17 protein-coding genes are annotated in these 20,251 nt (G+C 61.4%); 9 read left to right on the top strand and 8 right to left on the bottom strand.

The window, feature by feature from the left end; genetic code table 11:
* Positions 1 to 28: 28 nt before the first annotated feature.
* A complete protein-coding gene (pdxJ, locus tag D8U73_RS22100; RefSeq protein WP_130905807.1) occupies positions 29 to 775 on the top strand; it encodes a pyridoxine 5'-phosphate synthase in 747 nt (248 codons plus the stop codon).
* A 125-nt stretch (positions 776 to 900) separates the two neighbouring features.
* Here pdxJ and mltF read toward each other — a convergent pair whose 3' ends face one another.
* A complete protein-coding gene (gene mltF, locus D8U73_RS22095; RefSeq protein ID WP_130905806.1) occupies positions 901 to 2,361 on the bottom strand; it encodes a membrane-bound lytic murein transglycosylase MltF in 1,461 nt (486 codons plus the stop codon).
* Between the two features lie 285 nt (positions 2,362 to 2,646).
* Between mltF and purL the strand changes: the two genes are divergently transcribed.
* Positions 2,647 to 6,543, top strand: a complete 3,897-nt coding sequence (gene purL / locus D8U73_RS22090; protein WP_130905805.1) for a phosphoribosylformylglycinamidine synthase — start codon at positions 2,647 to 2,649, stop codon at positions 6,541 to 6,543.
* Positions 6,544 to 6,548: 5 nt separating this feature from the next.
* Positions 6,549 to 6,860, top strand: a complete 312-nt coding sequence (locus tag D8U73_RS22085; protein ID WP_130905804.1) for a YqfO family protein — start codon at positions 6,549 to 6,551, stop codon at positions 6,858 to 6,860.
* A 319-nt stretch (positions 6,861 to 7,179) separates the two neighbouring features.
* Here the strand turns inward: D8U73_RS22085 and nagE are convergent, their stop codons facing one another.
* The 7 genes from nagE to D8U73_RS22050 all read right to left on the bottom strand — a co-directional run bounded on the left by nagE (position 7,180) and on the right by D8U73_RS22050 (position 15,926).
* Complete coding sequence (gene nagE / locus D8U73_RS22080; protein ID WP_056855188.1) at positions 7,180 to 8,895, bottom strand: N-acetylglucosamine-specific PTS transporter subunit IIBC; 1,716 nt, start codon at positions 8,893 to 8,895, stop codon at positions 7,180 to 7,182.
* 40 nt (positions 8,896 to 8,935) lie between these two features.
* A complete protein-coding gene (ptsP, locus tag D8U73_RS22075; protein WP_130905803.1) occupies positions 8,936 to 11,452 on the bottom strand; it encodes a phosphoenolpyruvate--protein phosphotransferase in 2,517 nt (838 codons plus the stop codon).
* 143 nt (positions 11,453 to 11,595) lie between these two features.
* Positions 11,596 to 12,618 carry an SIS domain-containing protein gene (locus D8U73_RS22070; protein WP_130905802.1) on the bottom strand — a complete coding sequence of 341 codons (1,023 nt, stop codon included), beginning with the start codon at positions 12,616 to 12,618 and terminating at the stop codon, positions 11,596 to 11,598.
* Complete coding sequence (gene nagA, locus D8U73_RS22065; protein WP_130905801.1) at positions 12,599 to 13,705, bottom strand: N-acetylglucosamine-6-phosphate deacetylase; 1,107 nt, start codon at positions 13,703 to 13,705, stop codon at positions 12,599 to 12,601. The genes D8U73_RS22070 and nagA overlap by 20 nt, the downstream gene beginning before the upstream one ends.
* A gap of 33 nt (positions 13,706 to 13,738) precedes the next feature.
* Entirely contained in the window at positions 13,739 to 14,470 is a 732-nt protein-coding gene (locus D8U73_RS22060; protein ID WP_056855192.1) for a GntR family transcriptional regulator, read from the bottom strand.
* Positions 14,471 to 14,762: 292 nt separating this feature from the next.
* Positions 14,763 to 15,266 carry a L,D-transpeptidase family protein gene (locus D8U73_RS22055; RefSeq protein ID WP_056855194.1) on the bottom strand — a complete coding sequence of 168 codons (504 nt, stop codon included), beginning with the start codon at positions 15,264 to 15,266 and terminating at the stop codon, positions 14,763 to 14,765.
* Between the two features lie 108 nt (positions 15,267 to 15,374).
* Positions 15,375 to 15,926, bottom strand: coding sequence for an NUDIX hydrolase (locus tag D8U73_RS22050; RefSeq protein ID WP_056855195.1), 552 nt, complete (start codon positions 15,924 to 15,926; stop codon positions 15,375 to 15,377).
* Between the two features lie 147 nt (positions 15,927 to 16,073).
* Here D8U73_RS22050 and D8U73_RS22045 point away from each other — a divergent pair, with 147 nt between their 5' ends.
* The 6 genes from D8U73_RS22045 to D8U73_RS22015 all read left to right on the top strand — a co-directional run bounded on the left by D8U73_RS22045 (position 16,074) and on the right by D8U73_RS22015 (position 20,127).
* A complete protein-coding gene (locus tag D8U73_RS22045) occupies positions 16,074 to 16,673 on the top strand; it encodes a CoA pyrophosphatase (RefSeq protein ID WP_056855196.1) in 600 nt (199 codons plus the stop codon).
* A gap of 55 nt (positions 16,674 to 16,728) precedes the next feature.
* On the top strand, positions 16,729 to 17,253 hold the full coding sequence (locus D8U73_RS22040) for a gamma carbonic anhydrase family protein (RefSeq protein WP_047538150.1): 525 nt from the start codon (positions 16,729 to 16,731) through the stop codon (positions 17,251 to 17,253).
* Complete coding sequence (locus D8U73_RS22035) at positions 17,250 to 17,465, top strand: DUF1289 domain-containing protein (protein WP_130905800.1); 216 nt, start codon at positions 17,250 to 17,252, stop codon at positions 17,463 to 17,465. The genes D8U73_RS22040 and D8U73_RS22035 overlap by 4 nt, the downstream gene beginning before the upstream one ends.
* 190 nt (positions 17,466 to 17,655) lie before the next feature.
* A complete protein-coding gene (locus tag D8U73_RS22030) occupies positions 17,656 to 18,123 on the top strand; it encodes a VUT family protein (RefSeq protein ID WP_056855198.1) in 468 nt (155 codons plus the stop codon).
* A gap of 87 nt (positions 18,124 to 18,210) precedes the next feature.
* Complete coding sequence (gene purT, locus D8U73_RS22025) at positions 18,211 to 19,392, top strand: formate-dependent phosphoribosylglycinamide formyltransferase (RefSeq protein WP_130905799.1); 1,182 nt, start codon at positions 18,211 to 18,213, stop codon at positions 19,390 to 19,392.
* 186 nt (positions 19,393 to 19,578) lie between these two features.
* The gene (locus D8U73_RS22015) at positions 19,579 to 20,127 is read left to right on the top strand and encodes a sugar ABC transporter ATPase (protein WP_130905798.1); all 549 of its coding nucleotides are present in this window, start codon (positions 19,579 to 19,581) and stop codon (positions 20,125 to 20,127) included.
* Positions 20,128 to 20,251: the final 124 nt, after the last annotated feature.

Here is a 20,251-nt window from a genome sequence, read left to right as displayed (position 1 = left end):
AACTTTCTCTTCTTCTGGAGCGCTTTCCGTGACCACCAGCACCCGCATTCTTCTTGGCGTGAACATCGACCACGTTGCCACCTTGCGTCAGGCCCGGGGCACTCGCTACCCCGACCCGGTCAAGGCGGCACTGGATGCGGAAGAGGCGGGCGCCGATGGCATCACCGTGCATCTGCGCGAAGACCGTCGGCACATCCAGGAACGCGACGTGCTGCTGCTCAAGGACGTGCTGCAAACTCGCATGAACTTCGAGATGGGCGTCACCGAAGAGATGATGCAGTTCGCCGAGCGTATCCGCCCGGCGCACATTTGCCTGGTGCCGGAAACCCGTCAGGAGCTGACCACCGAAGGCGGTCTGGACGTAGCGGGGCAGGAGGAGCGGATCAAGGCGGCCGTTGAGCGTCTGTCGAAGATCGGCGCTGAAGTGTCGCTGTTCATCGATGCCGACGAGCGCCAGATCGAAGCCTCGCGCCGCGTTGGCGCCCCGGCGATCGAATTGCACACCGGGCGTTATGCCGATGCCGAGACGCCGACCGAAGTGGCTGAAGAGCTCAAGCGTGTGGCCGATGGCGTGGCGTTTGGCCTGGCCCAGGGGCTGATCGTCAACGCCGGCCATGGCCTGCATTACCACAACGTCGAAGCCGTGGCGGCGATCAAGGGCATCAACGAGCTGAATATCGGCCATGCGCTGGTGGCCCATGCGTTGTTCGTCGGCTTCAAATCGGCGGTGTCGGAGATGAAGGCGCTGATTCTGGCGGCTGCTCCCAAGGCATAGGCTTACGCCTCTCGTTCCCACGCTCTGCGTGGGAATGCTGACCTTGACGCTCTGCGTCAGCTCTTGAAGCGGAACGCGGAGCGTCCCTGGCGGCATTCCCACGCGGAGCATGGGAACGATCAAATTCAGAGTGGGGCTGGCTCTTGGGCCGGTTTGGACTTGTCGATCCCCGGCACGAGCAGTTTGCCTTCGGCGACCTGATCGCCTTCAAGCTGCGGCTGCGTGACCCAGGTCAGGATGTCGTAGTAGCGACGGATGTTCGCCACGAAATGCACCGGCTCGCCGCCACGGGCGTAGCCGTAACGGGTCTTGCTGTACCACTTCTTTTCCGACAGGCGCGGCAGGATTTTCTTCACGTCCAGCCATTTGTCCGGGTTCAACCCTTCCTTGGCCGCCAGTTTGCGGGCGTCATCGAGGTGACCGCTGCCAACGTTGTAGGCCGCAAGGGCAAACCAGGTGCGGTCCGGTTCCTGGATCGAGTCGTCCAGTTGCTCCTTCATGTAAGCCAGGTATTTGGCGCCGCCCATGATGCTCTGCTTCGGATCGAGGCGGTTCGACACGCCCATGGCCTGAGCGGTGTTCTGGGTCAGCATCATCAGGCCACGTACGCCGGTCTTGGACGTAACAGCCGGTTGCCACAGTGATTCCTGATAACCGACCGCCGCCAGCAGGCGCCAGTCGACTTTCTCGATTTTGGCATAGGCCTTGAAGTGCTTTTCGTACTTGGGCAAACGTTGCTGCAAATGCTGGGCGAAGGTGGTGGCGCCCATGTAGCCGAGCACGTCGACGTGTCCGTAGTAACGGTCCTTCAGGCGTTGCAGGGTGCCGTTTTTCTGAACCTTGTCCAGATAGTCGTTGATTTCGTTGAGCAGGCTGTTGTCATCGCCTGGCGCGACAGCCCAGCTTTGGTTGCTGGCGTCACCCAGGTCGAAGGCAACCCGGATATTGGTGAAATACACCTGGTTCATCGCCACTTCGTTGGAGTCGACCAGGGTCAGGTCGATCTGGCCTTCGTCAACCATGCGCAACAGATCGACTACTTCTACCTGGTCGGACTCTTCGTATTCGATGCCGGGAAATTTCTTTTTCAGCTCGGCCAATTGCCCGGCGTGGGTGCTGCCCTTGAGCACCATGATTTTCTTGCCCACCAGGTCCTTGGCATCAGTAGGTCGCGACTGGCCGTTGCGATAAATGACCTGCGGGGTGACTTCCAGATAGGAGTGGGAGAAGCGCACCTGTTTCTTGCGCTCTTCGCTGCTGACCAGTCCGGCCGCCGCCAACACCGGGCCATTGGGCTTGCCCACCTGGTTGAACAGGTCGTCGAGGTTGTCGGCGGTCTCGATCTTCAATTCGACCCCCAGATCGTCGGCGAAGCGCTTCACCAGCTCGTATTCGAAGCCGGTTTCACCGTTGCGATCCTGAAAGTAGGTGGCGGGGCTGTTTCGGGTAACCACCCGCAGCACACCATCCTCCTTTACGCGCTCGAGCGTGTTGGGTTTATCAACACAGCCACCGAGCATCAGGAAGAGTCCGGTTGCGATCAGCCATTTGGCGTACCGCGGACGCAAAGCCGTTGGGGAAAACATCTGCGCAGTATACGCAAAGGACCACGGACGCCATATCTCGACAGCGAAGGGCTTGTCTGCTAGAGATCACAAAACCGGCCGAAACCCCGCAGGAATGGGACTTGTGTGCTTTTTGTTACAGTAAAAATAAGCGCTCGTCTCACCGCGGATTAACCTGACTTTCGAGGCAGAAACACAGATCGATACTCGAGTGCAACCGTGCGTAGCGTTTCGGGTGATGTCGCGGGCTGTTTAGGCTAGAATGCACGGCCTCAAAGCACACCCCTTCCCGAGGCTGTCCCGAAGATGTTGATCCTGCGCGGCGCTCCTGCCCTTTCCGCCTTTCGCCACAGCAAGCTCCTTGAGCAACTGAGCCAGAAGGTTCCGGCTGTCAGCGGCCTGTATGCTGAATTCGCTCACTTCGCCGAAGTTACCGGCGTCCTGACCGGCGACGAACAGCAGGTGCTCGCGCGCCTTCTGAAGTACGGTCCAAGCGTTCCGGTCCAGGAGCCGACCGGTCGTCTGTTCCTGGTGCTGCCGCGTTTCGGCACCATCTCGCCGTGGTCGAGCAAGGCCAGCGACATTGCTCGCAATTGCGGCCTGACCAAGATCCAGCGCCTGGAGCGCGGCATTGCGTTCTACGTTGCCGGCCAGTTCAGCGATGCTGAGGCGCAACTGATTGCTGACGCTCTGCACGACCGCATGACCCAGATCGTCCTGGGCAACCTTGAGCAAGCCGCCGGCCTGTTCAGCCATGCCGAGCCAAAGCCGCTGACCGCGATCGACGTGTTGGGTGGCGGCCGTGCCGCGCTGGAAAAAGCCAACACCGAGCTGGGCCTGGCCTTGGCTGAAGACGAGATCGATTACCTGGTCAACGCCTTCGTTGGCTTGAAGCGCAACCCGCACGACATCGAACTGATGATGTTCGCCCAGGCGAACTCCGAGCACTGCCGTCACAAGATCTTCAACGCCAGTTGGGACATCGACGGCGAGAGCCAGGAAAAAAGCCTGTTCGGCATGATCAAGAACACCTACGTGATGCACAGCGAAGGCGTTCTGTCGGCTTACAAGGACAACGCTTCGGTGATCGTCGGCTCCGTGGCCGGGCGTTTCTTCCCGGACCCTGAAACCCGCCAGTACGGCGCGGTGCAGGAACCGGTGCACATCCTGATGAAAGTCGAGACGCACAACCACCCGACCGCGATTGCTCCGTTCCCGGGCGCATCCACCGGTTCCGGCGGCGAGATCCGCGACGAAGGCGCAACCGGTCGTGGTGCCAAACCCAAGGCTGGCCTGACCGGTTTCACCGTCTCCAACCTGCAGATCCCTGGCTTCGAACAGCCGTGGGAAGTGCCGTACGGCAAGCCCGAGCGCATCGTTACCGCGCTGGACATCATGATCGAAGGCCCGTTGGGCGGTGCTGCGTTCAACAACGAATTCGGTCGTCCGGCCCTGACTGGCTACTTCCGTACCTTCGAACAATCGATCACCACCCCGCACGGTGACGAAGTTCGCGGTTACCACAAGCCGATCATGCTCGCAGGCGGCATGGGCAACATCCGTGAAGAGCACGTCAAGAAAGGCGAGATCGTCGTCGGCTCAAAGCTGATCGTGCTTGGCGGCCCGGCGATGTTGATCGGCCTGGGTGGCGGCGCCGCTTCCTCCATGGCCACCGGCACCAGTTCGGCAGACCTGGACTTCGCTTCCGTACAGCGTGAAAACCCTGAGATGGAGCGTCGCTGCCAGGAAGTCATCGACCGTTGCTGGCAACTGGGCGACAAAAACCCGATCAGCTTCATCCACGACGTGGGTGCGGGCGGTCTGTCCAACGCCTTCCCGGAACTGGTCAACGACGGCGACCGCGGTGGCCGTTTTGAACTGCGCAACATTCCAAACGACGAGCCGGGCATGGCCCCGCACGAAATCTGGTCCAACGAATCCCAGGAACGCTACGTTCTGGCGGTCGGCCCGGCTGATTTCGAGCGCTTCAAGGCGATCTGCGAACGTGAGCGTTGCCCGTTCGCCGTGGTCGGCGAAGCGACCGCCGAACCGCAACTGACGGTCACCGACAGCCACTTCGGCAACAGCCCGGTGGACATGCCTCTGGAAGTGCTGCTGGGCAAAGCCCCGCGCATGCACCGTTCGGTAGTACGTGAAAACGAGCTGGGCGACGATTTCGATCCGTCGACCCTCGACATCGCCAATTGCGTCGAGCGCGTCCTGCATCACCCGGCCGTCGCGAGCAAGAGCTTCCTGATCACCATCGGCGACCGCACCATCACCGGCCTCGTGGCCCGTGACCAAATGGTCGGCCCGTGGCAGGTCCCGGTGGCCGACGTGGCCGTCACCGCCACCAGCTTCGACGTCTACACCGGTGAAGCGATGGCCATGGGCGAGCGTACTCCGCTGGCTCTGCTGGACGCTCCGGCGTCGGGCCGCATGGCCATCGGCGAAACCCTGACCAACATCGCGGCCTCGCGCATCGGCAAGATCTCCGACATCAAACTGTCGGCGAACTGGATGTCGGCGGCCGGTCACCCGGGTGAAGACGCGCGCCTTTACGACACAGTGAAAGCGGTCGGCATGGAACTGTGCCCTGAGCTGGGCATTACCATTCCGGTGGGCAAGGACTCGATGTCCATGGCCACTCGCTGGAACGATGAAGGCGTCGACAAATCCGTCACTTCGCCAATGTCGCTGATCGTTACCGGTTTCGCGCCAGTGACTGACATCCGCCAGACCCTGACCCCGCAACTGCGCATGGACAAGGGCACCACCGACCTGATCCTGATCGACCTTGGCCGAGGCCAGAACCGCATGGGCGCTTCGATTCTCGCCCAGGTGCATGGCAAGCTCGGCAAGCAGGCTCCAGACGTCGATGATGCCGAAGACCTGAAAGCCTTCTTCGCGGTGATCCAGGGCCTCAATGCCGACGGTCACCTGCTGGCTTACCACGACCGTTCCGACGGTGGTCTGCTGACCAGCGTCGTGGAAATGGCGTTCGCCGGTCACTGCGGCCTGAGCCTGAACCTCGACGGCCTGGCGGAAACCTCCGCCGACATCGCTGCGATCCTGTTCAACGAAGAGCTGGGCGCGGTGATTCAGGTTCGCCAGGACGCTACCCCGGATATCCTCGCGCAGTTCAGCGCTGCCGGGCTGGGGGATTGCGTGTCGGTGATCGGTCAGCCGATCAACAACGGTCAGATCAACATCACCTTCAACGGTGACACCGTGTTCGAAGGCCAGCGTCGTCTGTTGCAACGCCAGTGGGCCGAAACCAGCTACCAGATCCAGCGCCTGCGTGACAACGCCGACTGCGCCGATCAGGAATTCGACGTGCTGCTGGAAGAAGACAACCCGGGCCTGAGCGTCAAGCTCAGCTACGACGTCAACCAGGACATCGCCGCGCCTTACATCAAGAAAGGCATTCGCCCACAGGTTGCCGTGCTGCGTGAGCAGGGCGTCAACGGTCAGGTGGAAATGGCGGCGGCGTTCGACCGTGCCGGTTTCAACGCGATCGACGTGCACATGAGTGACATTCTGGCCGGCCGTGTCGACCTGAACGAGTTCAAGGGCCTGGTCGCTTGCGGCGGCTTCTCCTACGGTGACGTATTGGGTGCCGGTGAAGGCTGGGCGAAATCGGCGCTGTTCAACAGCCGTGCCCGCGATGCGTTCCAGGGTTTTTTCGAGCGTAACGACAGCTTCACCCTCGGCGTGTGCAACGGTTGCCAGATGATGTCCAACCTGCACGAGTTGATCCCGGGCAGCGAGTTCTGGCCGCACTTCGTGCGTAACCGTTCCGAGCAGTTCGAAGCCCGTGTGGCGATGGTGCAGATCCAGGAATCGAACTCGATCTTCCTGCAGGGCATGGCCGGTTCGCGTATGCCGATCGCCATCGCTCACGGCGAAGGTCATGCCGAGTTCTCCAGCGAAGAAGCCTTGCTGGAAGCCGATCTGTCCGGTTGCGTGGCGATGCGTTTCGTCGACAACCACGGCAAGGTCACCGAAACCTACCCGGCCAACCCGAACGGTTCGCCGCGTGGCATCACCGGTTTGACCAGCCGCGACGGTCGCGTAACGATCATGATGCCGCACCCGGAGCGTGTGTTCCGTGCCGTGCAGAACTCGTGGCGTTCGGAAGACTGGAACGAAGACGCACCTTGGATGCGCATGTTCCGTAATGCTCGCGTTTGGGTGAACTAAGCGCTGTGTACAAGCTCTGCTTTTTTGTTCCTGACAGTCATGTCGAAGTGGTCAAAAGCGCCGTATTCGCCGCCGGTGGCGGACGGATCGGTGCTTACGATCACTGCGCCTGGCAGGTGTTGGGCCAAGGCCAGTTTCGTCCATTGGACGGCAGCCAGCCGTTCATTGGCGAAGCGGGGCAGGTCGAACGGGTGGAGGAATGGAAAGTTGAGCTGGTGGTGGCCGATGAGTTGATTCGCCCGGTAGTGGCGGCTCTGAAACACAGCCATCCCTACGAGACGCCGGCTTACGAGGTGTGGCGGTTGGAGGATTTTTGATTCTTCTGCTGCTCAAATGAAAAACCCGCTGAAAGTGATTTCAGCGGGTTTTTTATTGCTCAGGATGATCGTTCCCACGCTCTGCGTGGGAATACAGCCCGGGACGCTCCGCGTCCACGCCAGAGCCGAACGCGGAGCGTCCGTTGAGGCATTCCCACGCAGAGCGTGGGAACGATCAAATTTTTGCTGTGACGGTCAGGGCCCCATCGCTGGCAAGCCAGCTCCCACAAGTTTTGTGGTTACCACATTGACTGTGGATATCCCGGAACACTGTGGGAGCTGGCTTGCCAGCGATGGCGGTCTGTCCGGCAGCCCACAGCTAAACCTTGGCACTCACCTCACTGCGATTGACCAACGCCTCGAGCGCATCACTCAGGCTCGGCGCCTTGTCGCCAATCAACAGATGCCAGATGCCGCCTTCCAGCGGGCTGATTCCCTGACAGCCCAACGCTTTCAAATCACACTCCGACAACGCCTTGCCATCCGCCAGTTGCAGACGAATGCGGGTCATGGCCACGCAATCGAGTTGCAATACATTGTCGCCACCGCCCAAAGCGTTCAGCCATTGCCGGGCTTCAGATGCCGCCACCGTAGCTGCGGGCGGTGCGTCGACTGCGACTGCCGGGGTTGAGATCAGCGCGCGACCCAGCGCCGGCATGGCCAGGCGAATTTCGTCGGCAATGCTGTCGGCCATCGGCCCGACCACCACTTGCAAACTGCCACCCTTGCCCGGACGCACCACGGCCATGGCACCCAGTGCTTTCAAATCGGCGTCCGAAGCCTTGTTGCGATCAACCATGTCCAAGCGCAGCCGAGTGGTGCAGGCGCCGACGGTGATCAGGTTTTCGGCGCCGCCCAAGGCCTTGATGTAAGCCGCGGCCCGCTCGTTGTCGGCCACTGCGACCTGCGCGGCGCTCGCGAGACCTTCACGCCCCGGGGTTTTCAGGTCGAAGCGGCGGATGCAGACATCAAACACCAGGTAATAGATGACGGCATAGGCCAGGCCCACCGGGAACACCAGCCAGCCGTTGGTTGACTTGCCCCAGCCGAGGATCATGTCGATGAAGCCACCGGAGAAGGTGAACCCCAAATGGATGTTCAGCGCGTTGGTGATCGCCATCGACAGGCCGGTCAACAAGGCGTGCAGCAAAAACAGCAACGGCGCGAGGAACATGAAGGCGAATTCGATCGGCTCGGTCACGCCGGTCAAAAATGCGGTCAACGCCATTGACAGGAAGATCCCGCCCATGACTTTGCGTCGCTCGGGCAGGGCATTGCGGTACATCGCCAGGCAGGCGGCGGGCAGGCCGAAGATCATCACCGGGAACATGCCGGTCATGAATTGGCCGCCCTTCGGGTCACCGGCAAAGTAGCGCGACAGATCGCCGGTCACCAGCGCTCCGGTGGTCGGGTCGGTGAAGTTGCCGAACACGAACCACGCCATGTTGTTGAGGATGTGGTGCAGCCCGGTGACGATCAGCAGGCGGTTGAACACGCCGAAAATGAACGCGCCGAAGCTGCCGCTTTCCATCATCAGGGTGCCGAAGCCGTTGATACCCTGCTGGATCGGCGGCCAGATGTAGCCGAACACCACGCCCAACCCGACGGCGGCGAAGCCGGTGACAATCGGCACGAAGCGCCGACCGCCAAAGAACGCCAGATACTCCGGGAGCTTGATGTCCTTGAAACGGTTGTACAGCGCGCCGGCCATCAAGCCACTGACAATCCCGGCGAGCATGCCCATGTTGATGCTCGCATCCAGCACCTTGAGCGTGGAGATCATCACCAGATAACCGATGACCCCGGCAAGGCCCGCCGTGCCGTTGTTGTCCTTGGCGAAACCGACGGCGATGCCGATGGCGAAGATCATCGCCAGGTTGGCGAAAATCACTTGGCCGGCGTCATGGATGATCGCGATGTTCAGCAGATCGGTGTCGCCCAGGCGCAGCAACAAACCGGCAATCGGCAGGATCGCGATCGGCAGCATCAGCGCGCGGCCGAGGCGTTGCAAGCCTTCGATGAAAAGTTGGTACATGGCGGTTCTCCCTGGATTCTTGTTTTTTGTTGTCGAGAGCTCAGCTCAACGGCCAATGCTGATGACAGGCGTGACGCACCGCGCCGGCGCTGCTCAGTTTCAGCAGGCCCTGACTGATGCGCCGACACTCATTGGCGTCGAGGTGACGCACGCGGTCCTTGATTTCGCCGACCTGCACCGGGCTCACCGACAGTTCGCTTACGCCCAGTCCGATCAGCACCGGTGTGGCCAGCGGATCGGACGCCAATGCTCCGCACACCCCGACCCAGCGCTTGTGCTGTGCAGCACCGGCGCAGGTCTGGGCAATCAATCGCAGCAACGCCGGGTGCAGCGCATCCACGCGTGAGGCGAGGCCGGCGTGGTCGCGGTCCATGGCCAGGGTGTATTGCGACAGGTCGTTGGTGCCAATGGACAGGAAGTCCGCGTGTTCGGCCAGTTGTTCGGCCAGCAGCGCGGCGGCCGGGACTTCGATCATCACGCCCAGCTGCGGGCGTTGCGTCAGGCCCAATTCGTTGCACAGGGCATCGAGGCGCTGGCGGATGTGCAGCAGCTCATCGACCTCGGTCACCATCGGCAACAGGATGCGGCAGCGCGACAACGGTGAGACGTGCAGCAGGGCGCGCAATTGCTGGTCGAGGATTTCCGGACGGGCCTGGGCCAGGCGAATGCCGCGCAGACCGAGCACCGGATTGGCCTCGGCGGGCAGTGGCAGGTAGTCGAGCTGTTTGTCGCCGCCAACGTCGATGGTGCGGATGATCACGGATTTGTCGCCCATGGCATCCAGTACTGCTTGATAGGCGTGATGCTGTTCGTGTTCGTCCGGTGCAGTGTGGCGATCGACGAACAGAAACTCGGTACGCAACAAGCCGACGCCGTCGGCGCCGTTGGCCAGGGCGTGCGCCGCTTCCTCACTGGAAGCGACATTGGCCGCGACTTCGATGTGCAGGCCATCGAGGGTTTGCGCCGGCGTGTGCGCTTGGGCCTGTTGCTCGGAGCGACGTTGTTGCCGGTCCAATTGAACCTGGCGCACCTGCGCCAAACGCTCGGCGCTCGGTGCCAGTTCGAGGCGACCGCCATCGGCGTCCAGCACGACTTCTTGACCCTGTTGCTGAACCAGCAACGACGCGCCCAGCGCGACCATGCACGGCAAGCCTTTGCCCCGCGCAAGAATCGCCACGTGGGAGGTTGCACCGCCTCCGGCCATGCACAATCCGGCTACGCCTTGCTGGCTCAGTTGCAGCAGATCGGAGGGAGTCAGTTCATGGGCGGCAACAATGGCGCCGGGCGGCAAGTCGTAATGCCAGGCTTCACCGAGCAGGGCGCGCAACACCCTTTGCTTGAGGTCGCGCAGGTCGTTGGCGCGTTCGGCCAGCAGAGCGCTGCCCAACTGCTGGAGCACCTCACATTGCGCGTCGATCGATTGGCTCCAGGCGTGGGTCGCGGCAATGCCGAGATCGATCGCATGATGGGCGGCATCGAGCAATGCCGGGTCCTCCAGCAAGGCGAGGTGCGCGGCAAAAATGGCTTCTTCGTCGGTGTGTTTGTGTTTTCTGGCGTGGGACAGGGTGTCGGCGATTTCGCTGTGCACTTGGGCCAACGCGGTGTCGAGGGTTTGTCGCTGTTGCGCTGGATCATTGTGCCCGGCATCCGCAGGCAGGCTGATCGCGCTCAAGCGAAACAACGGCCCGCCGACCAGCCCCGGCGCTGCGCATACACCGTGCAGGACACCCGCTTCAGGCTCGCGGTTGCGCTGCGATGTCGGCACTGGCGCGGCGGCGTGGTGCTCCTCGGCCAGCGCCGTGGACAAGGCAATCAACAAGGCTTGCAGTGCGGCTTCGGCGTCCGGTCCCTGACAACTGACTTGCACTTCGTCCTGCTCGCCGATCGCCAATCCCATCAGCCCGATCAGGCTGTCGCAGTTCGCCGATTTGCCAGCGAAGTGCAGCTGCGACTTGCTCTTGAAGCCTTGCGCGGTCTGACGAATCAGCGCGGCCGGCCGTGCGTGCAGACCGCCACGGTGGGCGATATGGATGTGACCGCTCAATACTTCGCCGGCAAGTTCAGCTTCATTCAGTGCACCGGCTCCCTGGCGGCGAATGATGTGCAGCAACGGCTCACCGACCTTCACTGATTTGAGCGTGATGGGGCGCGCCTGAAAATCCTGGCTATTGGTGAGAATCAGCAAGCTGACCAGGCTTTTGCACTGTTGCGCGACTTTGTCCTGATCGTAGCGCAGCAGTGGCTGGCCGTTGGCGACCCGCGCACCTTCCTGCACCAACATGGAAAAGCCCTGGCCTTGCAGCTCGACCGTATCCAGACCCAGATGCAGCAGCAGTTCGGCACCATTGTCGGCCCGCAGGGTCACGGCGTGCCCGGTGCGTGCGACGTGCACCACAACACCGGCACACGGCGCGTGGAGGGTATCGTTCAGCGGATCGATGGCAATCCCGTCGCCCATGGCGCCGCTGGCGAACACCGCATCCGGGACTTTGGCGAGCGTGAGCACCGGGCCGCTGAGCGGGGCGCTGAGGGTCAGCTCTTTATTGTTTTTGTGCATGGCTCGGTCTCATCAGGAAGTTCAAACGTTCCCCTGTAGGAGCGAGCCTGCTCGCGATGGTCGCCAACGATTACGCTGGGAACCTGACACTGCGCGGCGTTCTCAGGTCCATCGCGAGCAGGCTCGCTCCTACAAGGAATCTCTTAATGCGTGCGCGTGACTTTGCTCAAGTGCCGCGGCTGGTCCGGGTCCATGCCGCGAGCGACGGCCAGGCTGGCGGCCATCACGTAGAAACTCTGGATCGCCAGAATCGGATCAAGGGCCGGGTGCTCTGCGCGGGTCAGGGTCAGGTCGCGTTCGAGCACGTCATCCGGCGCGGCGAGCAATACGCGGGCACCGCGTTGGCGCATGTCCGTCGCCAGGCTCAGCAAACCGGCCTGCTCGGCGCCCCGTGGGGCAAACACCAGCAGCGGGTAGTTGTCGCCGATCAACGCCATCGGGCCGTGACGCACTTCGGCGCTGCTGAAGGCTTCGGCTTGAATGGCCGAGGTTTCCTTGAACTTGAGCGCGGCTTCCTGGGCAATGGCGAAACCGGCACCACGGCCGATCACCATCAAGCGCTGACAATCGCGCAGGGCCTCAATGGCCGGGCTCCAATCCTGTCGTGCGGCATCGCGCAAGCCTTCGGGCAAGGCCTGGCCGGCGTCGAGCAATTCGCTGTCCTCTTTCCAGTGGCCGATCAACCGCGCGCTGGCGCTGAGGGTGGCGATGAAACTCTTGGTGGCGGCGACGCTGCTTTCTGTACCGGCCAACAACGGCAGGCTGAATTCGCAGGCGGCTTCCAGCGGCGAGTCTGCGGCGTTGACCATCGATACACTCAACGCGCCGCGTTTGCGCAACAGGCGCAGGCTGTTGACCAGATCGGGACTTTGTCCCGATTGCGAGAAGGCGAACGCGACCTGGCCGCTGACCTTCAACGGCGCCTGCTGCATGGTCACCACCGACATCGGCAGCGACGCCACTGGAATGCCCAGCAGTTGCATGGTCAGGTAGGCGAAATAACTGGCTGCGTGATCGGAGCTGCCGCGAGCCACGGTCATGGCCACTTGCGGCGGCTGGCGGCGCAGGCGACCGGCGATCTCGATCATTTGCGGGTCGAGTTGCTGCAGTTGGGCTTGCACGGCCTCGAACGAGGACAGCGCCTCCTCAAGCATTTTTGAAGTCAATGTCTTCTCCTTCGACCATGACGGCGGTCAGTTTCAGTGAGCGATCCAGTCGCACGCAGTCGGCCCAGGCACCCGGTTGCAAGCGCCCGCGGTCGGTGATGCCGAGGTAGTCGGCGGGGAATTGCGACAGGCGTTGCGAAGCCTCGGCGATCGGCAAGCCGATCTTCACCAGGTTGCGCAGGGCCTGATCCATGGTCAGCGTGCTGCCGGCCAGCGTGCCGTCGGGCAGGCGAACACCGCCCAGACATTTGGTCACGGTATGGCTGCCGAGCTTGTATTCGCCGTCAGGCATGCCGGCGGCGGCGGTCGAGTCGGTCACGCAATACAGGCACGGGATCGACCGCAGCGCCACGCGGATGGCGCCGGGGTGCACGTGCAGGAGATCGGGAATCAATTCGGCGTATTTGGCGTGGGCCAATGCCGCGCCGACGATCCCCGGTTCGCGGTGATGCAACGGGCTCATGGCGTTATAGAGATGGGTGAAACTGCTGGCGCCGGCTGCCAGTGCGGCGACGCCTTCCTCGTAACTGCCCAGTGTGTGGCCGATCTGCATGCGGATGCCACGGGCGCTGAGAGCTCTGATCAGCGCATCGTGACCGGCGATTTCCGGGGCGATGGTGATCACCCGGATCGGCGCCAGCGCCAGATACGCTTCGACTTCGGCCATCAGCGCGGTGTGGGCGAAATTCGGTTGCGCTCCCAGTTTGCCGGGGTTGATGTACGGGCCTTCGAGGTGCACGCCGAGGACCCGGGCGCTGCCTTCTGGCCGCTGCTCACAGAACTCGCCGACGGCTTTGAGCACGCGCAAGATTTCCTCGCTCGGCGCGGTCATGGTGGTGGCCAGCAACGATGTGGTGCCGAAACGCACATGGGTTTTGGTAATGGTTTCGAAGGCCGGCGCGCCCTCCATGATGTCTTTGCCACCACCGCCGTGTACGTGCAGGTCGATGAAACCCGGCAGCAGGTAAGCCAGGTCATTGTCTGCCGGATCGCAGGGTTCGCCTTCGATGGAGACGACCTTGCCGTGTTCGTGAACCAGCCGGCCGCGAACCCAGCCTTGGTTGGTGAGGATGTTGTCTTCGGACATGTCGGAATCTCGTTGTTTGGCGGCAGCGGTGGGTCAGCGACGCAGCTCCGCGACAAAGTCGTAGTAGTCGTTACGGCAGTAGGTGTCGGTGACTTCGATGGGCGTGTTGTCTTCGAGGTAGCCGACCCGGGTCATCAGCAACATGGCGGTGCCAGGAGCAATACCCACCAGTGCGGCGAATTCGTCCGAGGCGTTGATCGCCTGAATGTGCTGCAACGCGCGCACGATCGGTTTGCCGATGCCGTCGAGGTATTCGTAGAGGGAGGCACCCACTGCCTGCGGCTTGGGAATGATCGAGGCGGGCAGGGTGCTCATCTCGATGGCCATGACCGTGTCGTCGGCTTTGCGCAGGCGCTTGAGGCGCGCGACTTTGTCGTTGGGTGAAAGGCCGAGGCGGATCAGTTCTTCGTGGGTGGGCAGGGTGATTTCCCGTTCCAGCCATTGCGAGCCGGGTACGAAGCCCTTGAGCCGGAGCATTTCGCTGAAGCCCGACAGGCGCGACAACGGTTGTTCCAGGCGTGGTGTGATGAACGTGCCGGAACCCTGGTTGCGGCGGATCAGGCCTTGTTCGAGCAGCACTTCCAAGGCTTTGCGTGCGGTGACACGGGAAATGCCGAGCATTTCGCTGAGGTTGCGTTCCGACGGCATCGCCTGTTCGGCTTTCCACTGGCCGGCATGGATCGCCGTTTCCAGATTGCGCGCCAGTTGCAGGTACAGCGGCGTCGGTTGAGTGTCGTCGGGGCGCAGGGCCTGGAGGTCGTTCATGTTTGGCTGTCCGAAACGTATGTAGGAATTGTCGCTCGGGTGTGCCGGAAAACTAATACCACTTGCATACCATGTCAACGCACTGGCCAGGCTTTGGACGCAGCTAAGCGGGCCTGGACGGCCGAGCAGACCAGGCGTTGGTATCAAGTGGTATTAGGGGTGGGAAATGGAGAAGCAAAGATCGCAGCCTTCGGCAACTCCTGCAGGAGCAAATGGTATTCACCCTGCAGGAGTTGCCGAAGGCCGCGATCTTTTGAATTTATTTTTCGGGGGCGACCGATGGTCGTCGGAATTACGGGCGGATTTCGATCATCGTGCCGTCCGGCACCAGGTTCCAGACTTCGCGCATGTCCATGTTGCGCATGGCGATGCAGCCGTCAGTCCAGTCCAGGGTGTGGAACAGTTGTTCAGGGTTGTCTTCGGTGTCCGGAGTGCCATGGATCATGATCATGCCACCGGGATCGACACCTTCGCGTCGCGAACGGGCCGAGTCGCTGATGTTCGGGTAGGAAATGTGCATCGCCAGGTTGAATTTTTCACTGGTCTTGCGCCAGTCGAGCCAATAGAAACCCTCTGGCGTGCGTTTGTCGCCTTCCATCAGTTTCGGTCCCTTGGGACGTTTGCCCAGGGAAATGCGATAGGTCTTGATCGGCTTGCCGTCATTGATCAATTGCAATTGATGAGCGGACTTGAGAACCAGAACTTTCTCGATGACCTTGCCGTTCAGGGTTTCCACGGCAGAAGCGTGGGACACCGAGATAACCGACAAACAGAACAGGGCAAGCAACCAGCGCATTGAAACGATTCCCCAGAGAGGTGTCGCGACTATTTATTTATAGATGTTTTTGTAGGGAGCTGCCGCAGGGCACGATTTGCAGCGGCTACGAATGATACCAAAGTGGCATCAACTAATGGCAGGCTGAACAAGCGGCGGGATCGATTCGGACCGTACGGGGTAGACCTCGGTCCGCCGATCAGCGAAGAAGCATTCTAAGGTACGGCCCACCGTGCGAAAAGCCAGCTCGTCCCATGGAATGTCCGCTTCGTCGAATAGTTGCACTTCCAGGCTCTCGGGACCGGCGGCAAAGTCCAGGTCCGCCAGTTCGGCGCGGAAAAACACATGCACCTGGCTGATGTGCGGCACATCGATGAGGGTGTAGATGCTCAGGTTGCGCACCCGGGCGCAGGCTTCCTCGGCGGTTTCGCGGATGGCGGCCTGTTCGATGGTTTCACCGTTTTCCATGAAGCCGGCGGGCAGCGTCCAGTAACCGCGACGCGGCTCTATCGCGCGGCGGCAGAGCAGGACCTGGGTGCCCCAGGTCGCGACGCAGCCGGCGACGATGTTGGGGTTCTGGTAGTGAATGGCCTGACAACTGTCGCAGACAAACCGCAGGCGCGAATCGCCTTCGGGAATGCGTTGGGTCACCGGGTTGCCGCACTGACTGCAAAATTTCATGCTTGGGTTCCTGAATGCTGCGCCTATCTTGGCGTGCGGCGGTGTCTGTCGGCAAGTTGTCGTTTCGCGACACGCCACTGTCCGGGGGGTTGGGCGACCGCAGCGATTGGTGCATGATGCAGCGTAAGGCACAGATCGAGAACACTCATGCTGGACGAGCTACTGCATCGGGTAAGTAATCACACACCGCGTACGCTGGAGACTGACCTGCGTTTCCCCGAGGCCGCCGTACTGGTGCCTATCACCCGCAGTGACGAACCGGAACTGGTACTGACCCTGCGCGCCAGCGGCCTCTCGACCCATGGCGGCGAAGTCGCCTTTCCCGGCGGTCGTCGCGATCCTGAAGACCCCGACCTGATTTTCACCGCCCTGCGTGAAGCCGAGGAAGAAATTGGCCTGCCACCGGGACTGGTCGAAGTGATCGGCCCGCTGAGCCCGTTGATCTCCCTGCACGGCATCAAGGTCACGCCTTATGTCGGCGTGATCCCGGATTTCGTCGAGTACCGGGCCAACGATGCGGAAATCGCCGCGGTGTTCAGCGTGCCACTGGAGTTTTTCCGCAAGGACCCGCGCGAACACACCCATCGCATCGATTACCAGGGGCGCAGTTGGTACGTGCCGAGTTACCGCTACGGCGAGTACAAGATCTGGGGGCTGACGGCGATCATGGTCGTCGAGTTGATCAATCTGCTCTATGACGCGAAAATCAGCCTGCATCAGCCACCCAAAAGCTTCATCAATACCTGAAGCCATCGTTCGAATGGCCGGAAACGCGGCTGCCTGAGCTGTGAGGAAACCACAAATGAAATACCGCCTGGGCGACGCCCGCGTCGAAACCCATCCACAGAGCTGGGTCGCACCCAATGCCGTGCTGGTGGGCAAGGTCAAACTGGAAGAGGGCGCCAATGTCTGGTTCAACGCCGTGCTGCGCGGCGACAACGAATTGATCCTGATCGGCAAGAACAGCAACGTCCAGGACGGCACCGTGATGCACACCGACATGGGCTATCCACTGACGATCGGCACCGGCGTGACCATTGGCCACAATGCGATGTTGCATGGCTGCACCGTGGGCGATTACAGCCTGATCGGGATCAACGCGGTGATTCTCAATGGCGCGAAGATCGGCAAGAACTGCATCATCGGCGCCAATTCGCTGATCGGTGAAGGCAAGGAAATTCCCGACGGTTCGCTGGTCATGGGCTCGCCTGGCAAAGTCGTGCGCGAGCTGACCGAACCGCAGAAGAAAATGCTCGAAGCCAGTGCTGCACATTACGTGCACAACGCTCAGCGCTACGCCCGCGACCTTGTCGAGCAGGAAGAATGACGGTTAGCGAACGCCCGGTGGCATCGCCCTGCGTGAGCATCTGTGCGCTGGACGACGATGACATCTGCACCGGTTGCCAGCGCACCGTCGAAGAAATCACCCGTTGGAGCCGCATGGACAACGACGAACGCCGCAAGGTGCTGGGGTTGTGTCATGAGCGGGCCAAGGCCAGTGGATTGGTGTGGATGTTGCCGACTAAATCCGATAGCTGAATGGTGTGGGCTTTCGTGGCGAGGGAGCTTGCTCCCGCTGGGCTGCGAAGCAGCCCCAATCCATCTGGTATAGCCCGTTCATTTCAGGGCCGCTTCGCGCCCCAGCGGGAGCAAGCTCCCTCGCCACAGGTTATTTGTGTACCGAAGATGAAGTACCCTGTGCACAAAATTGACAGGTACTACTGCTCCCATGCTCTTCCTGATCGCCTACATCAGCAGCGTCGTGCTGATCAACTACGCCTTTTCCACTGCGCCACACCTGGACATCATCTGGTCGGCCTGGGGCGGGCTGGTGTTTGTGTTGCGCGACATGGTGCAAACCCGCTTCGGCCACGGCGCGATTGCGGCGATGCTGGCCGCGCTGGTGCTGTCTTATGTCACGTCCGATCCATCCATTGCACTGGCCAGCGCTACGGCGTTCGCGGTGTCCGAATGCATCGACTGGCTGGTGTTCAGCATCACCCGGCGCCCGTTGCATGATCGCCTGTGGATAAGTTCGGCCCTGAGCATTCCCCTCGATACCTTTATCTTCTTCGGCATGATCGACGCGCTGACGCCTGGGGTGATCATCACCGCGCTGGGCTCGAAGTTCGCCGGCGTCACGGCCGTGTGGCTGATCATGGCCTGGCGTCTGCGCAAACAGGCTGTCGTCAGCTGAAGTTCATGTAAAATGCCGCGCTTTCTCCCCATGGGAAGCGCGCCAGCCGTCGCATCCCTCGATGATCCGCTCCTTGAGGACCTTCAGATGACCCGTATCGGAACTCCATTGTCGCCCACCGCGACCCGCGTATTGATGTGTGGCTGTGGCGAATTGGGCAAGGAAGTGGTGATCGAGCTGCAACGCCTGGGTGTTGAAGTGATTGCCGTCGACCGTTACGCCAACGCGCCGGCCATGCAGGTGGCGCACCGCAGCCATGTGATCAATATGCTCGATGGCGCGGCCCTGCGTGCCGTGATCGAAGCCGAGAAGCCGCACTTCATCGTGCCGGAAATCGAAGCCATCGCGACCGCGACCCTGGTCGAGCTGGAATCTGAAGGTTTCACCGTGATCCCGACCGCGCGCGCCGCGCAGTTGACCATGAACCGTGAAGGCATCCGTCGCCTGGCCGCCGAAGAGCTGGACCTGCCGACCTCGCCGTACCACTTCGCCGACATCTTCGAGGATTACCGCAAGGCGGTCGAAGACCTCGGTTTCCCGTGTGTGGTCAAGCCGGTCATGAGCTCGTCGGGCAAAGGCCAGAGCCTGTTGCGCAGCGCCGATGACGTGCAGAAAGCCTGGGATTACGCCCAGGAAGGCGGGCGTGCCGGTAAAGGTCGGGTCATCATCGAAGGCTTTATCGATTTCGATTACGAAATCACGCTGCTGACCGTTCGCCACGTTGGCGGCACCACCTTCTGCGCGCCGGTCGGCCACCGTCAGGAGAAGGGCGATTACCAGGAATCCTGGCAGCCTCAAGCCATGAGCCCGATTGCCCTGGCTGAATCCGAGCGCGTTGCCAAAGCGGTGACTGAAGCCTTGGGTGGCCGTGGTCTGTTTGGCGTCGAGTTGTTCATCAAGGGCGATCAAGTGTGGTTCAGCGAAGTCTCGCCGCGCCCTCACGACACTGGTCTGGTGACTTTGATCTCTCAGGACCTGTCGCAATTTGCCTTGCACGCTCGGGCGATTCTGGGTCTGCCGATCCCGTTGATCCGTCAGTTCGGCCCATCGGCCTCGGCGGTGATTCTGGTGGAAGGGCAGTCGACCCAGACTGCTTTCGCCAACCTCGGCGCAGCGTTGAGCGAACCGGATACCGCGTTGCGTCTGTTCGGCAAGCCTGAAGTCAATGGTCAGCGCCGCATGGGCGTGGCACTGGCGCGCGACGAGTCAATCGAAACCGCTCGCGCCAAAGCAACCCGTGCTTCGCAGGCGGTGGTCGTAGAGCTGTAAAAACCGCACTCACGGGCCTATACCTTCTATGGGCTCGCCGCAATTTACTGTAGGAGTGAGCCTGCTCGCGATAGCGATTTCATAGTCGACATTGATGTTGGCAGGCACTCCGCTATCGCGAGCAGGCTCGCTCCTACAGGGGTTGTTGATCGTTTCCCCTTCATCAAAGCTCCAGGCCTGTACCCCATGAATTCGCAAAGCATCATCGTCCCGAAAATCTCCACGCTGCCGGTGCACGAGCCCCGGGCGCGGGCGATTGTGCGTTGGCTGGTGCGCAAGAACATCATCCACGAAGAACTGACCACCTGCGGTCGTACCGGCAATCGCATGGCCCATGCCATCGGCGACGGTGCGCGCGCGGTGGTGCTGCATCCGGAAGCCTTGCCGTTCGGTGAGCCGGTCAACGGCCTGGAAATCGTCACCAAGCGCTGCATCTATACGCCGGCCAAGGGTTTCCTTGAGGAAGCGGGCTGCGCCGAATGCCGCAAGGAAATTGGCGAAGCACTGTTCGAAAGCCTCGAAGACTGGATGCCAGGGCGCACCGACAACTTCACCTGCCCCGAATGCGGGCACGAAGACGATATCAACGGCTTTCTGTTTTTGCAGGAATGCGCTTTCTCCAACCTGGGTTTCATCTTCAATAACTGGGCTGAAGCCGGGTTCAAGCAGAGCTTTCTCGACGAATTCGCCGATTGGCTCGATCAGCCGGTGAGTTGGGTCAAAGTCGAACTGTAGGTGCGGTTGATCCAGCGTGCACCCTTCTGTAGGAGCAAGGCTTGCCCGCGATGGCGTCCTCAAGATCGCCATCGCGGGCAAGCCTTGATCCTACGGACAACCGTTCGGCCGAACATCGCAAGCG

Origin of the sequence: Pseudomonas sp. Sample_22 (assembly GCF_004307635.1) — a bacterium.
GTDB lineage: Bacteria > Pseudomonadota > Gammaproteobacteria > Pseudomonadales > Pseudomonadaceae > Aquipseudomonas.
The sequence above is the reverse complement of the archived record's forward strand: the minus strand, read 5'-3'. Positions and strand labels throughout refer to the sequence as shown.

Bases quoted from the DNA above. Each gene is read 5' to 3' on its own strand.
- purL (WP_130905805.1), top strand. From the start codon at position 2,647: ATGTTGATCCTGCGCGGCGCTCCTGCCCTTTCCGCCTTTCGCCACAGC.
- D8U73_RS22050 (WP_056855195.1), bottom strand. From the start codon at position 15,926: ATGAAATTTTGCAGTCAGTGCGGCAACCCGGTGACCCAACGCATTCCC.
- D8U73_RS22055 (WP_056855194.1), bottom strand. From the start codon at position 15,266: ATGCGCTGGTTGCTTGCCCTGTTCTGTTTGTCGGTTATCTCGGTGTCC.
- D8U73_RS22045 (WP_056855196.1), top strand. From the start codon at position 16,074: ATGCTGGACGAGCTACTGCATCGGGTAAGTAATCACACACCGCGTACG.
- D8U73_RS22030 (WP_056855198.1), top strand. From the start codon at position 17,656: ATGCTCTTCCTGATCGCCTACATCAGCAGCGTCGTGCTGATCAACTAC.
- nagE (WP_056855188.1), bottom strand. From the start codon at position 8,895: ATGTACCAACTTTTCATCGAAGGCTTGCAACGCCTCGGCCGCGCGCTG.
- D8U73_RS22060 (WP_056855192.1), bottom strand. From the start codon at position 14,470: ATGAACGACCTCCAGGCCCTGCGCCCCGACGACACTCAACCGACGCCG.
- purT (WP_130905799.1), top strand. From the start codon at position 18,211: ATGACCCGTATCGGAACTCCATTGTCGCCCACCGCGACCCGCGTATTG.
- D8U73_RS22015 (WP_130905798.1), top strand. From the start codon at position 19,579: ATGAATTCGCAAAGCATCATCGTCCCGAAAATCTCCACGCTGCCGGTG.
- nagA (WP_130905801.1), bottom strand. From the start codon at position 13,705: ATGTCCGAAGACAACATCCTCACCAACCAAGGCTGGGTTCGCGGCCGG.
- D8U73_RS22035 (WP_130905800.1), top strand. From the start codon at position 17,250: ATGACGGTTAGCGAACGCCCGGTGGCATCGCCCTGCGTGAGCATCTGT.
- ptsP (WP_130905803.1), bottom strand. From the start codon at position 11,452: ATGCACAAAAACAATAAAGAGCTGACCCTCAGCGCCCCGCTCAGCGGC.
- D8U73_RS22040 (WP_047538150.1), top strand. From the start codon at position 16,729: ATGAAATACCGCCTGGGCGACGCCCGCGTCGAAACCCATCCACAGAGC.
- mltF (WP_130905806.1), bottom strand. From the start codon at position 2,361: ATGTTTTCCCCAACGGCTTTGCGTCCGCGGTACGCCAAATGGCTGATC.